At 48.9% G+C, this 17,246-nt stretch carries 7 protein-coding genes; 5 read left to right on the top strand and 2 right to left on the bottom strand.

Annotated elements, in window-relative coordinates; translation table 11 throughout:
- Positions 1-49: 49 nt before the first annotated feature.
- The gene (locus tag MJ595_RS14980) at positions 50-3,409 is read right to left on the bottom strand and encodes a response regulator (RefSeq protein WP_263078775.1); all 3,360 of its coding nucleotides are present in this window, start codon (positions 3,407-3,409) and stop codon (positions 50-52) included.
- A gap of 178 nt (positions 3,410-3,587) precedes the next feature.
- Here MJ595_RS14980 and MJ595_RS14975 point away from each other — a divergent pair, with 178 nt between their 5' ends.
- On the top strand, positions 3,588-4,988 hold the full coding sequence (locus MJ595_RS14975; protein ID WP_263078773.1) for an IS1380 family transposase: 1,401 nt from the start codon (positions 3,588-3,590) through the stop codon (positions 4,986-4,988).
- A 205-nt stretch (positions 4,989-5,193) separates the two neighbouring features.
- Here the strand turns inward: MJ595_RS14975 and MJ595_RS14970 are convergent, their stop codons facing one another.
- A complete protein-coding gene (locus tag MJ595_RS14970; protein ID WP_263078772.1) occupies positions 5,194-7,638 on the bottom strand; it encodes a transporter substrate-binding domain-containing protein in 2,445 nt (814 codons plus the stop codon).
- A gap of 232 nt (positions 7,639-7,870) precedes the next feature.
- Between MJ595_RS14970 and MJ595_RS14965 the strand changes: the two genes are divergently transcribed.
- Genes MJ595_RS14965 through recD form a run of 4 tightly spaced genes read left to right on the top strand, consistent with a single transcriptional unit; the run spans position 7,871 to position 17,235 of the window.
- Entirely contained in the window at positions 7,871-8,158 is a 288-nt protein-coding gene (locus tag MJ595_RS14965; protein WP_263078771.1) for a hypothetical protein, read from the top strand.
- 49 nt (positions 8,159-8,207) lie between these two features.
- Positions 8,208-11,522 (top strand): exodeoxyribonuclease V subunit gamma, encoded by a 3,315-nt coding sequence (gene recC / locus MJ595_RS14960; protein ID WP_263078770.1) that lies wholly within the window; start codon positions 8,208-8,210, stop codon positions 11,520-11,522.
- Positions 11,522-15,235, top strand: a complete 3,714-nt coding sequence (recB, locus tag MJ595_RS14955; RefSeq protein ID WP_263078769.1) for an exodeoxyribonuclease V subunit beta — start codon at positions 11,522-11,524, stop codon at positions 15,233-15,235. Before recC ends, recB begins: the two co-directional genes overlap by 1 nt.
- Complete coding sequence (gene recD, locus MJ595_RS14950) at positions 15,220-17,235, top strand: exodeoxyribonuclease V subunit alpha (protein WP_263078768.1); 2,016 nt, start codon at positions 15,220-15,222, stop codon at positions 17,233-17,235. Before recB ends, recD begins: the two co-directional genes overlap by 16 nt.
- Positions 17,236-17,246: the final 11 nt, after the last annotated feature.

The raw sequence follows: 17,246 nt of genomic DNA, 5'->3' as shown, positions 1-17,246 counted from the left end.
CTGCACAGATCTGTCAAATTCCGGTTATCTGGTTGGGCGCGGTTTGGTTTCAACCCATACACTTCTGAATTTCATTCAATTGAGCAACAGCTTCCTCAAAATCATAGGATTTAACCGTTTTATAAAACGCCTTAAGCTGAGTCCTGTCAACTTTATCTCCCAGGCCCTTAAGAAGATCCGGGATAGAATCCACCACCCCGGCATCACCCTCCTGTAATCGCCTGCGCACAGAATCAAGCAAGAAGTTGACTTTACCGATTTCAACCAATCCCTCACCAAAAATATTTTCACTATCATTTTCTGCCAGACTATGCAGCCCTTCCATGACTTCATCAAAAGCCCGAACAAACTCACTGATCATGGCCTCATCAGGCAAGGTGAAATGAGTTCTTACCGCATTTTCCACTCTGGCAGCCGCTTCATAGAGCCTGTCTGCTCCCAGGTTGCCTGCTGTACCTTTAATGGTATGGGCAATAAACCGCGCTGACTGCCAGCTGCCTTCAGCCAGGGCTTTCTGCAGTTTATTTACATCATCCTGATGATCATGATAAAAGCTCACCAATAACCGGTTATATAACTCACTCTTGTTTCTCACCCGGCCCAGTCCATCAACCTGATTAACCCCGGGAAGATCCTTATTATTTGTAACAGCATCAGTTGTTTCAGCCAGCTGACCTTTATCGTGGGTTAACGCTATATTACCAAGCCATCGCTCCACCACTTCCCGGAGCTTGTTGGGATCAAGGGGCTTGGCAAGATGATCATTCATCCCTGCCTCCAGACAACGCTCTCGATCTCCCGTCATTGCATGAGCTGTCATGGCTATAATTGGCAGTGTCTTTTTACCCAACTTATTTCTAATCAACCGGGTAGCCTGATAACCATCCATCTCAGGCATTTGTATATCCATAAAGACCAGGCTAAAGTCTTCCTGCTGAACCCTTTCCACCGCTTCCCGACCATTCACAGCCAGCTCAGTACGGATTCCCAAGGCCTCCAGCAGTTCTCTAGCCACCTGCCGGTTAATTTCATTATCCTCAACCAACAGCAACTTCCCTGAATACATCTTATTCCTGGTAGCCCCTGTTGACTGTGTATTCCTGGTTTGCTCGCTTTGACTATTCAGTGTCCGAAGGATAGTCTCTATCAAAATGGAACTGGTGACCGGCTTAATCAGGAAAGCATCCACCTTGCCGGAGGCCCGGGCAATAACCTCCTCCCTTCCATAGGCAGACACCATAATCAGAGCTGGCTCCTGCTTTAACGGCATGTTCTTGATTTTTTTAGCCAGTTCAATACCGTCCGTATCCGGCATCCGCCAATCCAGCAAGGCCACTGAAATCGGTTTATTTTCCTGTTCCGGTGCATTCCATTTCTTTAGAAGATGCAACGCCTGACTACTATTCTCTGCTTCGAGGGCATGGCAACCGAAGTCTTTTAGCTGACTGATTAAAAACTCCCGAGCCTCCGGGTTATCATCAACAACCAGTGCATTCACCCCTTTAAGCGCCTTCCGGGTGATAGAAAGCTGCCTTGCAATCCCTAAATTAACGGTAAACCGGAACTCACTTCCCTTGTTCAGCTGCGAATTAACCGCAATATCTCCACCCATCATATTGACCAGGCTACGGCTAATGGCTAATCCCAGACCTGTTCCACCAAATTTCCGCGTTGTTGAGCCATCAACCTGGGAAAACGAATCAAATAATCTAGACTGATGTTCGTGGCTAATACCAATGCCTGTGTCAGAGACTTTAAATTCCAGTGTGGCGGCATGCCCACCCTTGTCCTTACTCAGCAGGCGCACCTGAATGCTCACCTCCCCTTCGTGGGTGAATTTAAGCGCGTTATGGGTCAGATTAATCAGCACCTGCCCCAGCCTTAAGGGATCCCCTTTCAGGTGTCGTGGTACATCTGAGGCGATATCATAAACCAGGTAAATACCTTTTTCTTCAGCCTTGATACTGCTCAGGCTGTACAGATTATCGAAAACTTCACCGAGGTCAAATTCAATGGACTCCATATTGAGTTTACCTGCCTCAATTCTGGAAAAGTCGAGGATATCATTAATAATCCCCAGTAAGGCATGGGCAGAAGACTGAATTTTGTTAATGTAATCCAGCTGCCTGTTGCTCAACTCCGTTTTCTGGACAAGATGGCTTAAACCAATAATGGCATTCATTGGCGTACGGATCTCATGGCTCATGTTAGCGAGAAAGTTACTCTTCGCCTGGTTAGCCTGGTCAGCAGCTTCCTTGGCCTTATGGAGGGCATCCTCAGCCTGTTTTCTATCTGTTATATTCCTGCCACTGGCAAACAGGTAGCCCTCCCCTTCATACTCCATATAGTTGGCGGTAACTTCCACCGGAAACACTCGACCATCCGCTGTCATTCTCAGGGTTTCATAGGTCATATCCCTTTGCCGGGTCAGCTGATCCCAGAGGCGAGCCCAGGATGTTACTGTAACCGCCGGATTAATATCCATAATGGTTTTTTTCATCAGCTCGCCCAGGGAATAGCCAAGAGCCTTACAAGCCGATTCGTTAGCATACTTATGACTGCCATCTTTCCGGAACCAGTGAATATAATCTGCCGCACTATCCAGTGAAAAGCGGGACATTGAAAGCTCTCTTTCCCTCTCCCGCTGCTCCGTAATATCTACCAACGTGCCAAGAGCCCTCAGGGGCTCACCATTTTCTCCCCGAAAAACCACCTTTCCTTTGGTTCGGACCGTAGCATAGCTGCCATCCTTTCTCCGGGCCCGGAAAACAGACTGGAATGCGGCGTCACAGGAGGCAAACATCTCCTCATAAAATGCCACAGTTTTGCTTTTGTCCTGAGGATGAATCATTCGTCGCCAGGCACTGGGGGTATTCAATAATTCCCCTGGCTGGAATCCGAGTATTGTCTGGTATCGAGGACTGAAATAAATTTTATCCCCTGCCACATCCCAGTCCCAAAGCCCATCGGATGCAGCATCCATAGCCAGCTGATAGCGCTCTTCACTTTGACGCAAAGCATCATCTGACTTTTGCCTTGCCCTGGCCACAGCCAACAATTCCCCCACCCGTCTCAAGAGATCAATTTCATCATCCAGAATCTCCCGGGCATTGGGCCGGTTAAGTAACCCTATTCCCCCAGCGGTATCGCCAAATAGAATCATCGGGGTATAGATGGCATTATCGATACCAACACCTTGCATTGCTGCAACACCTTTGGCATTACCCGCTTCCCTGAGGTTTTCCTGGGTAATGATACAGCCACGCTGGATCCCCTTACCCATTTTCTTGATATCATGCTCAAGAATAGGCAGCAGGGTATCCGGTCCCATATCAGGCAGCACACTCCAGAATGCCTCTATTGTCGGCGGATTATCCCATGACACAATAAATGCAGTCTCAGCCTGCATATATTCAGCGAGTTCTTTTAAAAAGAACTCAATAGTCTCCCCAAAGGGTTTATCAATAAATTGCCTGGATAAATTACTAACCCGGATATTTCATAAATAAAGGCAAGTTCCGCCCAACCACTTGATATGATTGGGTCGACCAAAAAAATGCTTCGGAAAAAGCAAACCGGAACTTGCCATGACTCAATCTACACAAGAACAGCTTCGTTTTCACCCCTCAAATGGCAAAACTGTCCGTGCCGACTTCAATGGCGGGGCGTTATCTTCAGATTTTGGTGCGCTTTTGTTACGGGAAACCCTGCTGCATAGCGGACTTATTTCCAGGCTGAGCCAGAGCATTGATGACAAGCGCCACCCAGCCTACATTGACCACTCCCTGCAAGACCTTCTGGTTCAGCGAATCTTGCAAATGGCTTGTGGTTATGAGGATGCTAACGACAGCAACCGCCTGCGCAAAGACCCAATGCTCAAGCTGGCTGTCGGAAAAAATCCTTTGGATGAGGATAACCATATGGCGTCTTCCCCCACCTACACACGACTGGGGCAGTCCATGCGGCGCAAGGATATTTATCGGATGGCCGAGGCGTTTGTTCACCATTTTATCGCCAGTTACGACGTGCCGCCCATGGCTATTGTGATTGATCTTGATCACACGCCCGCCATTACTCATGGTGGTCAGCAAATGAATCTGTTTAACGCAAAATATCAGGATTATTGTTACCTGCCTTTACTGGTTTTTGAAGGGCTCAGTGGCAAGCTGATCACGGCTATCCTGCGTCCGGGCAAGACCCCGACAGGCAAGGAAAACGCTGCTATTCTCAAGCGCATCATCACGCTCATCCGTAAACGGTGGCCGAAAACCCATTTGCTGGTACGTGGTGACAGTCATTTTGCCCAACCTGAATTAATGCATATTGTTCAGGCTAACAAGCATTCTGATTATGTGCTGGGCAAGGGTGCTGGTCATAAAACAGCCTTACGCCCCAAAGCCAAAGAGCTGCTGGGTGAGGCTCGTCAGGCTCTCAAGACCAAAACGGCGCTGGCAAAGTTGAACGATATGCCAGAGCCTGAGCGACTCAGGCTGTACGGAGAGGCCGACTATCAGGCTAAAAGCTGGAAGGGGCTGGATACCCGGATAATCTATAAGGCCGAGGTTAACCAGAAAGGCGACAATCCCCGCTTTATTGTCACATCGATCAAAGAGGCTTCCTCTGAGGTGATTTATGAAGATTTGTACTGCCCAAGGGGGCAGGATGAGAATTTCATTAAGCACCTGAAAAGCGACCTGTCCGGTGACAGGTTGTCGGATCAACGCTTTCTGGCAAATCACCTGAGGCTATTTTATGCCTGTGCGGCTTACGTCTTGCACTACGAGTTAAGAATCAAGGCTCTGAAAGGAACAGAGCTGGAGAAAGCCCAGCCATCAACGGTGATAACAAAGCTCTGCAAAGTAGCGGTCAAAGTGGTTGAGTACAAAGACCGAATCAAACTACACCTACCCCGCTGCTGCCCGTTCAAGAAGCTTTTACAGCATGTAACGGAGGTCTTTTATCTAATGCCGCTGCCTCGGCCCGGATAGTACTCTTAATAACGCCCAATCTAATCAAATGGTGACCAGACGAGAGTAGTTTGGGGTATTCATTTGTCCTGAAAAAGCCAAATTGACTGATAATTATTCAGATTGGAGCCGAGTCGGAGCCTGAAGAGCTTTTGTCACAGAAAATAAAGCAGCAGCCCCACAGCAAAGTCAAAATTGAGTGGTCTGGGGTGGTGTTTCTGCTGCTTTATGAAATATCCGGGCTAAGCAAACGATCCAGCTCGGAACGTGACTTTAGCTCTTCCTCTACTTTCTCCCTTTCAGCAATTTCCAGGGTTAGCCTGCGGTTCCAGTAAATAATCAGAATCAGGGTAACAAGAACCAGTAACAATCCGATGAATAGTTCTTTATTCGGTTTCCAGCTACCGGGATGGATAGAGATCCAGCTACTTTCAATTTCTTCCTTATCTTCAGGAGAAATACTCTCTACCGCTTTTTCGAGAATGGCGGCTAATACCGGTTTGTCATTTCGGTTGCCTAAACGAAACTCATAATCAAACCCCGCCTCGCCAATAATCTGTAGATTGGTTATTTTAAGGCGGTCTATTTCATGGCTGGCTGATGCCAGATTGACAATCATGGCATCCAGATTTCCACTGGAAACCCGGTTTAGCCCGCTGGCAATGGAGGCTACCTGTTTAAACCGTATGGCAGGGTACTTTTTCCTGAACTGGTCATAGATGGTATAGCCAGGCACATAGCCCACATTCTTGCCACCCAGGTTTCTGGTTGAACGAATACTTTTGTCCGAGTTTCTAACAATAATAACGGTTGGGACTTTCAGTAAAGGGCGAGTAAAGTCCAGATACCTGGCTCGCTCATCGGTTTTGTGTATCAAGCCAATGCCATCCACCTCATGGCGATAGGCCATGCTCAACCCTTCAGGCCAGTTATAATCCATACTAATCTGAAAGGTGATACCCAAACGCTCTTCGATCAATTTGAGATAATCGATGGCAATCCCCTGGAGTTCCCCCTGATCATCCAGAAAAGAAAAAGGAGGGGCATCTTTTTCCAAAATCATGCTGATAACAGGGTTTCTTGCTATCCAGCGACGCTCTTCATCCGTTAGGGGGATGTTAATACCTGACTTATGGAAATAACGGTTATTACTATTAACAATCCAGCGCTCTTCCAGTTTTCTGAACTCATCCAGAGATATGGCACTAAACCCTTCATTGATCAAGGGCAACAGCTGAGGTCCCCGTTCAGCAAGCACCCCGGCACTGACAGCCTCATTAAGGTTAAAGTACTTACTACAAACCACTTCACCCACCAGATCCAGGCGGTTTAATGCCGATTGCACCACCACAGGCTCAGCAATAAAGGCATCAATTTCGCCTTTAAAGAGCGACTGTATCAGCCCCTGGATATTATCCCTCACCTGAATCTTTGCGCCTGGTAACCAGCGTTTTACAAAGTCAACATGACTGGAACTTGCCACAATCCCCAAAAGCCGATTATCAAGATTTGTTCCCGGATCATCGGAACGCAAACCGGCTCGATAATAGATTCGATAGCTTGAGCCATAATATGGGTTAGAAACCTGTAACCATTGATGGCGCCCGGAAGAAGGAGACAGCGCAGCATGAACATCCACCTTCCCCTCCCGAAGAGCCAAAAGAGACTCTGGCAAACTACTGGCACGGAAGCGGATGGGCTTACCTGTTTTTTCTGACCATAATTTCCAGATATCAACAATCAGGCCAGCTGGCTTACCAAGGGCGTTAATAAATGAAAGCGGGGCAAGGGAAGCATTCAGGGCAATCACCAGGCTTTCTTGATTCCCGGGATCGAAGCCAAGCCATTTTTTAACAATAGCCGAAGCAACCCCAGGGCTAAGACTGGCCATACCTGACTCTACTTTCTCTTTTATATCAACCCGGCTACGGGCAATGCCAGCCGATATTTTGATACTGTCAAAATCTGTTTCCAGAGCTTTATAATCGTTAATAATCCCCCTGCTATTTAAATGATAGCGGAGAGCATATTCCCCACCAATAACCGCATCAATCTCCTGTTCTGAAGCGGCATCAATAAGTGCCCTGTGAGAGCGAAAGGGTACCAGGCGAGCATGGGGGTATCGCTGCCTTAATGATCTTTCCAGACCTTCTGAACGAAGAAAGCCAACCCTGGCTACTTTAAAGACTTCATCCAGAGAACCCCTGGCATGTAATTTTTCTACAAATAAAACCGGCTTTCCCTCAAGAAGGACTGCCTCTGTCATAGGGAATGAATCATCCTGGGCTTCAGGACCAATCAGAGCGATAGCATCAATATCAGACCGTTCCAACCTACTGAGCGCCTTATTCTTTGACACCGCCAAAAAGGTAATGGGAATCCCGGACTTTGCTGACCATTCCTTCCAAAGATCAAGAACCATCCCGTCAGGCTTGCCCGCATCATTGGTATACATCCAGGGAGCATCATCGTGATAATAACCAATTTTAAAGGGCTGGGTTATCACATTTTTATCAGAGATCGATGGTAAGCCAGGGGATAAATCTACGTCAGCTGCCTTGGCAAGAACGCTGGCAGGAAGCACTACCAGCAAAAAGAGTATGAAGAGCCTTAAAGCACAGGGCACTTTACGGGAAAGGAAATAAAAATCACATTTTAAGGCGTACAGCATGGCGGCCCAAACAGCATTAGCAACAGATTAATAGCTATGACGAAAAAGTACCCAATCGCACCCTCTGACAGTCCTCCCTATTCTAACCTTAAATGATGGTCATATACCCCTGTTAATATTGAATTTTTCTACAGAACCCCCTCCTTGCAGCCCATACGCATCACTGTTTCATGTACTAAACTTACTTTTTATGAGCCTATTGATTCCCCCACCCTAATAGGTAGATCACTTAATGGATATAGTAGAAGAATCAGCAAAAAAACAACTGGATATCAGTAAAAATAAAGTCCAGGAAGCCCTGTCTCTTATGGAGGCTGTATCCAGCCTGAAAAACAAGCTGCATATTAAGGAGGGCTGTGGTGCTCGCTACATACAGAATACCAAACCTAATAAAGCACTGCTTCAGCAAGCAGAACATGCAATACTCACCCATTACAGCCCAAGCACATCAACCCCCACCTCTCGAAAAAAGAAAAAGACCAATCTGATACAGGCCATGAGAAGAAAAGGTATGGCATAATCCTATCCAGGCTGTATACAACTACTGTTTTGTAACGGATTCCACCACCGTGTTAACGATTTATCATTCAAACCGTCTGGATGTCCTGAAAGATCTTCTTGTTGCACTGATTGCCAAAAACCCGCCAGCCAATCCCCTGGCAGATGAGCAGATTCTTGTACAAAGTCCCGGTATGGCCCAGTGGTTGCGACTACAACTGGCTGAAGGACTGGGTATAGCTGCATCCATTAACTTCCCCCTGCCCGCCAGTTTTCTCTGGCAGATGTACGTACAGGTTTTACCCGAGGTACCCAAACGTTCAGCATTTAATAAAGAGGCCATGACCTGGAAAATCATGACCCTGGTCAATCAACTGCTGGACAATGAAAGTTTTGCTGCCTTAAGAAACTACCTTGCTGATGACCAGGGCCACTTAAAAAGCTACCAGCTGGCAGGGAAAATAGCCGACATTTTTGACCAGTACCTGGTCTACCGGCCTGACTGGATCTTGCGCTGGGAGGCCCATGATAATATTTCCGACATCACGGCGAATCACCCCTGGCAACCTGAACTGTGGCGTGCCCTGGTAAAAAAAACCAGCGATATGGGGCAGTCCCACTGGCACCGGGCCAATATGCATGAACAGTTTAATCAATTAATGACGGAAGGGACATTCAAAGACAAACTTCCCGAACGGCTCTTTGTTTTTGGTATTTCCGCCCTGCCCCCCCACTTTGTGGAATCCTTACAGGCTCTGGGACAGCAAACCGACATTCACCTGATGGTCACTAACCCCTGCCGCTATTTCTGGGGCGATATCAAAGACCCGAAATACCTGGCAAAACTTAAATCACGAAATTTTTCACTGCATATAGCAGGAGATATTACCGGGCAAGAACGTCAAACATCGTTTATCAAATCGCAACCTGATAGTCAGGAAACCAGTAATCCACTACTGGCCTCCATGGGCAAGTTAGGACGGGACTATCTCTATCAAATCCATGAAATGGAAGCCGGGGATATTGACGCCTTTGTTGATATCAACCCCGGTACACTCCTCCAACAAATCCAGGAAGATATACTGGAGCTGATTGACAGCTCCAGCCAAGACTCAAAAAAACCGATACCAGGAACAGACTGCTCCATAGAGATTCACAGCTGTCATTCAGGACTAAGGGAGGTGGAAGTCCTGCATGATCATTTACTGGATCTGTTTGACCATAACCCGGCACTGTCCCCCAAAGATATCGTAGTGATGCTCCCCGATGTGGACACCTACACGCCCTGGATTCAGGCGGTATTTGGCAGCCTGGACAAGCATGACCGCCGCTACATTCCCTATTCTATTTCCGATCGCAGTGCCCGTAATGAGCACCCCGTGTTACTGGGCATTCTTAAGCTCCTGGAACTCAACAACAGCCGATGCTCTGCTCCGGAACTGCTTGAACTGCTGGAAATTCCCGCATTACAGCGACGGTTTGATATTGACCAGAATGGCCTGGAAACCCTCCGGGGCTGGGTCCATGAGGTGGGTGTCCGCTGGGGGTTGGACCAAAAACAGCAACAGCATTTTGAATTACCCTCCATGCCCGTGAACACCTGGGCATTTGGCCTGCGACGGATGCTGCTGGGCTATGCCATGCCTGAAGAGAGTGGTATTCATAGCCATATTCTGCCCTTTGATTCCGTCCAGGGTATTAACGCCAGTTTGAGCGGTCAGCTGGCTGATTTTATTGAGCAAATCCAATGGTTATCGGAAACACTGGATACAGAACGCCAAATTGATGAGTGGATACGCTATATCAACCAGCTACTGGAACAGTTTTTTACCCCGGATGAATCGGACGAGTATGCACTGAAATCCGTACGGGATGCCCTTGACCACCTTCATGAACAACTTCAGGATGCTGACCATCGGGAACCTCTATCAAAAGCTATTCTGGTTAGCTATCTGAATGAACGCATTAGCAATGAACGAAGCAGCCAGCGCTTTCTCGCAGGAAAGCTTAATTTCTGCACACTCATGCCCATGCGTTCCATTCCCTTCAAAGTGGTCTGCCTGCTGGGCATGAATGATGGTGCTTACCCGAGAAGCATCGCACCGGCAGGGTTTGACCTTATCGCCAAGCACAGTCGCCGGGGCGACCGCTCTCGCCGGGAGGATGACCGTTACCTGTTTCTGGAAGCCTTGCTCTCGGCACAGGACCGATTCTATATCAGCTATGCCGGGCGCAGCATTCTGGACAACTCCCTACGGGCGCCCTCCGTTCTGGTAACAGAACTCATTAACTATTGCGAACAGGGCTTTGAAATAGCAGGAAAAACACTAAAGGATCATCTTGTCAGGGAACACTCGCTACAGGCATTCAGCCCCCGATCATTTCCACCTGAAAATCAGGATCACAATGGCAAGGTATTCAGTTATGCCCGAGAATGGCTGCCTGCCGCCAACCATCAGGGTGAAAAACCAGCAGCTTTTATGGGCCGACCTTTGCAGGTGATGGAAACGGCTAACGAACTGGAGTTAAGCGAACTGCTACGTTTCTATCGCAGCCCGTGCAAACATTTCTGTAACACCCGGCTCAAGGTATTCTTTGACCAGGATGAGCAGGCGCTGGAGGAAAATGAGCCTTTCGAGCTGGATACTCTGGAGCGTTACCACCTAAAGCAAGAGTTACTCGATACGCTTATCCGTGGTGACAGCCCGAATACGGTGCTAAAGCACCAAAGTGCCAGGGGAGCCCTCCCCTATGGGGCTTTTGGAGAGCTCTTGCTGGATGAACAGGTCAAGGCCACGACCTGTATTGCCGCCTTTCTCACTCCTTTACTATCAACACCGAAGCAGGATATCGACGTTACTATCACCTTGGCGGGTATGGAGATTTCAGGCTGGTTAAGTGGGCATTTTGAAGGGGGACTCATTCGCTATCGCCCGGCTTCCATTAAAGCCAGGGATATTCTGCTGGGCTGGATTGAACACCTTTGTTACTGCTCAATGGGCCAGCAAGGTGTTACCCGCATAGTTGGCCTCCAACAGAAGAAGGAGGAGTACCAGCAAATTATCTTCGAAAATCTGTCCACAAAACAGGCAGGCCAATACCTTGAAAAGGTCATTACTGTTTATAAGGAAGGATTACAGCACCCCTTACCCTTGTTTACAGAAACGGCGATGGCCTGGCTGGATCAGAGCGATCCTGATAAGGCCAAGGACAAAGCTCGCTTGTGTTTTGAAGGCAATCAATACAGCAAAGGTTCGTTTGCTGAAGGTTCAGACCCTTATATTGCCCGCATCTATCCAAGCTTTGAGGACAGTTTTTCTGAAATGACGACTCTGGCCAGGGAAGTGCTATTTCCCGCCCTACAGCACCAGGTAGAGGGGCAATAATGAATAATACAACAGGTTCTGTCTCCCCGCTCAATGCCCGCAACTTTCCCCTACACGGCATTCGCCTTATAGAAGCCAGCGCGGGCACAGGGAAAACCTATACCATTGCCAATCTCTATTTAAGGCTGGTACTGGGTCACGGTGAAACCCATAAGCAGGGAGAGGCCAGCGGCCACTCCCGGGCACTGGGCGTTGACCAGATTCTGGTAGTAACCTTCACCGAAGCCGCCACTGGTGAGTTAAGGGATCGCATCCGGGCACGAATACACGATACCCGCATGGCGTTTATCGAAGGAAAAAGTGATGACCCCTTTATCCAGGACCTGATTAACGATCTGGACCGTCACCCTGAGCGTATTGAACTCCTGCTGGCTGCTGAACGCCAGATGGATGAAGCTGCCATTTTTACCATCCATGGTTTTTGCCAGCGTATGCTGAAACAGCATGCCTTTGAAAGTGGTACCCTGTTCTCCAGCGAGCTGGTTTCCGACGAAAACATGTTACTGGAAATCAGTGCCGCGGATTTCTGGCGACGCACCCTCTATCCCCTGGATAAACCCCTGATTGCCCTGGCAAGAAAATTGTGGCCTTCCCCGGGGAAACTTCTGGCGGCGGTTCGCCCCTGGCTGAATAAACCAAACCTACAGGTCAATGCCAGCACCCTGCCAGACTCCATCACGTCATTTTATAAACACTATATAGAGCCAGCCCTCGCTGTTAAAAAACTATGGCTGGAAAACATGGAAGACATTCACAAACAACTTAAGGCAGCAGGCCTGAAAGGCAACAGCAAGCCTGTTACCCGGCTTGAAAAAATGGAGGCCTTTGTTCGGGGTAGCGAACTGGTTCCCAGTCTCAATGATAAATCAACAGAAAGCTGGGAGATCTATGGTACTGCCAGCCTGAAGAAAGCCCTGACAAAGTCGGGAACCCTGCCTGACCATCCGGTCTTCGCAAAAATTGATGAACTGCTGAATAACCCTGCCACGGTCAAAGAGGCATTTAAGGGCTTAGTCCTTAACAACGCCCTGATTAGCATCCAGCAGCAGCGAGCCCAGCTGAAAGCGGCCCGCCATGTATTCTCCTTTGACGATTTACTGAATAATCTGGCCACTGCCCTTGAAAATGATCCGGATCGACTGCTAGCCGAGGCCATTTTAAAGCAGTTTCCCGTGGCAATGATTGATGAGTTTCAGGATACCGATCCCCTGCAGTACACCATTTTTAAAACCATTTATATTGATAGCCAAAACAAAAATGGCCATAGCCAGGACACCAAAGCCGGCCTGTTTATGATCGGTGACCCCAAACAGGCCATCTATGCTTTTCGGGGTGCCGATATATTCACCTATATGGCCGCCCGTGAACAGGTTAACGCTCACTATACCCTGGACACCAACTGGCGTTCCTCCAGTGTCATGATTGCAGCGGTTAACCGCATCTTCCAGCAAGCGAAAGCACCCTTTATCTATGAAGATGATATTCCCTTTCATCCCGTTGCTGCCTCAGAAAAGGGACAGCATAAATCCCTGTTAATTAATGGTCAGCCTTTACCCGCCGGACAACTCTGGTTCATGGACAGAGATGATGTGGTGGGCAATACGGAATACCAGGATACCATGAGCCTGGCCACAGCAACGGAAATTAACCGATTACTGACGTTAGCCAATCATAATAACTGCCTCATCATGGAAGACGGACACAGCCGTCCGCTGCAAGCGGGTGATATTGCTGTACTGGTACGCAAAAAAGCAGAAGGCCAGCGTATCCGCGAAAGCCTGGCGCAACAGGGTATTGCCAGTGTTTATATGAGTAACAGTGACTCCGTCTTTGCCTGCCAGGAAGCCGTGGATATTCAAAGGCTATTATTGGCCTGCCTGATGCCAACCGATGAAAGAGCCCTCAGGGCTGCCCTGGCTACGCCACTACTGGCACTGGATGCAGCCAGTCTTGACCGGCTCAACCATGACGAGCAGGTCTGGGAACATACTGTAGAAGAATTCACGGGCTATCAGCAACTCTGGATGGAACGTGGTGTTCTGCCCATGCTACGAAGGCTGATCCACCAGCGGAAAGTTGCCGAGAACCTGCTGGCCGATGAATTGGGTGAGCGTCGCCTCACCGACCTGCTTCATTTGGGTGAGCTGCTGGCCGCAGCAGCTCTTGAACAGGAAAGCCAGCATGGGCTGTTACGCTGGTTTACCGAAGCCATTGAGTCACCCAATAAAGATGCGGCCGAACAGCAACTTCATTTGGAAAGTGAAAGAAACCTGGTAAAAATCGTCACTATCCATAAGTCCAAAGGGCTGGAATACAATGTGGTTTTCTTGCCCTTTCCCTGCTTATGGCAGAAAGAAAGACAACCGCTCTATCACGATGAGAAAAGCCGCCAGGCTATTCTTGACCTTTCTTCTCCTGACCAGGCTAGGGAATATGCGGAAAAAGAACGCCTGGCAGAAGACCTTCGTCTTTTATATGTTGCTCTCACCCGTTCCGTACACACCTGCTATATCGGCTTGGCTCCCGTCAAGGCCGGTGGCAGAAACAACCCCACCGACCTTCATCGGTCAGCACTGGGCCGGTTGCTGGCAAACGGTCAGGAAATTGAAGCCTCCGATTTAGGCACCATTCTCGAACAACTCACTGAAGGCAACCCGGCTTTTGCCATCAGTACTCCGCCAGCCACCCCACTGCCAAGATATCAACCCTCAGGGGATCAGCAGCCCAACCTTCAGGCCAGGGCGTTTACAGGCCATATTGAAAAAGATTGGTGGGTTACCAGTTATTCGGCCCTTTCTAAACATGCCACCGCCCATTCACACCCGGAAATCACCGTGCTTCCATCAGAAACTGTGGACCCTGATGCCAGCCAGGAGGCGGCAGGCCATGATATGGAGGTGTATCTGGAGCCTCAGTCAAGCCAGGCAGCTCCCTTAAGTCAGGGTGATAAACTGAATCTGTTTAATTTCCCTAAAGGCGCCCGACCCGGCACCTTTCTTCACACACTGTTTGAAACAGTGGATTTCAGTGAAACCGATAAGGACAAACTGGATACCCAGGTTCAGGAAATGCTGTTAAAAGAGGGATTTGAGGAACACTGGAGCCCCGTCCTGGTGACGATGCTGGAAAATTGCCTGCAATCATCCCTTGATGGAATAAATATGAAGCTGGCTGATATTCCGGAACATCACCGTAAAGTGGAAATGGAGTTCTTTCTGCCCATCCACCAGCTACAGGCCAGTGCCCTGAACCAGCTGATGACCCAACACGATCCCTTAAGCGCCCAGGCATGTAAACTGGATTTCCAGCAGGTTAAGGGCATGCTGAAAGGCTTTATCGACCTGACTTTTGAGTACCAGGGCAAGTGGTATGTACTGGATTACAAGTCTAACTGGCTGGGCGACTGCACTGACGACTACTCCCAGACCCATATGGCACAGGCCATGATTGACCATCGCTATGACCTGCAATACCAGCTCTACTCTCTGGCTCTGCACCGACTCTTGAAACAGCGGTTGCCTGATTACCACTATGACAACCATTTTGGCGGTGTCTTTTATCTGTTTCTTCGGGGTGTCCGCACCGATGACCCCGAACGCCATGGCATTTATCAACACCGACCTCACAAACAGTTTATTGAAAAGCTGGATGCCCTGTTTTCAGGCACATTAGATCAACAGTTTGCAGGAGTACAGGCATGCTTGAGCTTTTGAAACAGCTGGCCCATGACCGCCAGATTCGCCCACTGGATTACCAGTTTGCCCGTTTTATCAATAGCTTGAACAACGATAAAGTCCTGACCCTGGCCAGCGCCCTGGTGAGCCATCAACTGGGACTGGGAAATGTCTGCCTGTCCCTGAAACAAATCAGTCATGATCGTTTATTTGGACTCAATAAAGACCTTAGCCTTCAGCTGGCAGCAAATATTGATGTTGATATACCCCAGTGGTCAGACTATTTGCAGCAGTTACCCGAGGTGGGAGAGGGTAGCCAGCCAACCCCGCTGGTGATTGACAATCAGCGCCTCTATCTTTATCGCTACTGGCAATACGAAACCCAAGTGGCCCACTACCTTAACAGCCGCAATAGTATCAAGGTCGAAATACCAGCCGCCAGCCTGATACTTGATCGACTGTTTCGAAGGGATTACCACTTTATTTTAGGCCAGTGCCAATCCCTGCAAAATTCCGAAGCCATTCAACAGGCATTGATAAAATGGCTTGATATTGAAGACACAAAAGTCAGCGTCATCAACTGGGAGTCTGTTGTTAACTGCATCAGCGTTGCCAATAGTGGCTCAGACCTGAAGGCACTGGATAAACACATTCCCGGCCACTGCTGCCTCAACTGGCAAAAGATCTCTGCCGCCCTTGCCACAACCCGAAACTTCTCGGTAATCAGCGGTGGTCCCGGTACAGGCAAAACCACAACCGTCACCCGGCTACTCGCCCTGTTAGTGGAGCTGAGCCAAGCCAAAGACAGTACCCCCATCATTAAGCTGGTTGCCCCTACCGGCAAGGCTGCCGCACGGCTCACGGAGTCTATTGGCAGTGCCCGCCTGCAACTGGACTGTACGGCAGAGGTAAAAAATACCATTCCTGCGGAGGCCGGTACGCTTCATCGCCTGCTGGGTGTTCTGCCAGGGCGTCCGGGCTTTAAGCATAACCGGAATAATCCCCTGCATTTGGATATTCTTGTTATAGATGAAGCTTCGATGATCGACTTGCCACTTATGAGCCGTCTGCTTGAAGCATTACCAAGCCATGCACGTTTAATTTTAATAGGCGATAGAGATCAGTTGGCATCCGTGGAGGCCGGGAGTGTACTGGGTGATATTTGCGCTGCCGCCGGAGGGGGATACTCCCCTGATCAAACCCGGGTTCTGGAGCAACTGACAGGGTTTGATCTGTCAGAGCACAGTCAGCAGGATGGAAAAGCTATTCATAATAGCCTCTGCCTGCTACAAAAAAGTTATCGCTTTGACGCACGGTCAGGTATTGGTAGTTTGGCTAATGCCGTCAATACCGGTAACCTGACTGACCTGAAACGAACCCTGTCCCGGGGCTTTTCAGATATCACCCTGCATCCCATGGATAATGACAAAACAGGTTACCCGCACCTTATCAATCTCTGTGTTAGAGGCTATCAACAGTACTTATCCCTGATTCAGGCCGGTGAGCAGGATAGGAACATTCTGAAAGCCTTTAATCGCTTCCAGCTGCTCTGCGCCTTGAGGGAAGGACGGTATGGCGTAGTCGGCCTAAACCAGGCCATTCGTTCAGCACTGGCCTATCACCAGTTGGTTGATGCGGAGGGTATCTGGTATCCGGGCCGGCCTGTACTTATCAGTCGTAATGACTATGCCCTCGGTTTATTTAACGGCGACATTGGTATTACCCTTAAAGATTCTGACGGACGACTCAGGGTTGTTTTTGAACTTCCCGATGGCACTCTTAAGCACTTGATTCCCAGCAGGCTTCCGGAGCACGAAACCGTTTTTGCCATGACCGTTCATAAAAGCCAGGGATCAGAATTTGAGCATACAGTAATGGTGCTTCCAGAACAGTTTAATCCGGTGGTCACAAGGGAACTGGTTTATACCGGCATTACCCGGGCCAAGAAAAAGCTGGATCTATTTTGCAGCAGCACCATTTTAACAAAGGCCATCAAAATGCCCACCGAACGGGTATCAGGACTCAAAGAGCGGCTTTAATTTAACAGTCC

It is taken from the genome of Endozoicomonas sp. Mp262, from assembly GCF_025643335.1.
Taxonomy (GTDB): domain Bacteria; phylum Pseudomonadota; class Gammaproteobacteria; order Pseudomonadales; family Endozoicomonadaceae; genus Endonucleibacter.
This window is presented reverse-complemented; position numbering and strand designations above follow the sequence as displayed.

Excerpts from the sequence above, each read along its gene's own strand:
- MJ595_RS14980 (WP_263078775.1), bottom strand. The coding sequence starts at position 3,409 with ATGCAGGCTGAGACTGCATTTATTGTGTCATGGGATAATCCGCCGACA.
- MJ595_RS14975 (WP_263078773.1), top strand. The coding sequence starts at position 3,588 with ATGACTCAATCTACACAAGAACAGCTTCGTTTTCACCCCTCAAATGGC.
- MJ595_RS14970 (WP_263078772.1), bottom strand. The coding sequence starts at position 7,638 with ATGCTGTACGCCTTAAAATGTGATTTTTATTTCCTTTCCCGTAAAGTG.
- MJ595_RS14965 (WP_263078771.1), top strand. The coding sequence starts at position 7,871 with ATGGATATAGTAGAAGAATCAGCAAAAAAACAACTGGATATCAGTAAA.
- recB (WP_263078769.1), top strand. The coding sequence starts at position 11,522 with ATGAATAATACAACAGGTTCTGTCTCCCCGCTCAATGCCCGCAACTTT.
- recD (WP_263078768.1), top strand. The coding sequence starts at position 15,220 with ATGCTTGAGCTTTTGAAACAGCTGGCCCATGACCGCCAGATTCGCCCA.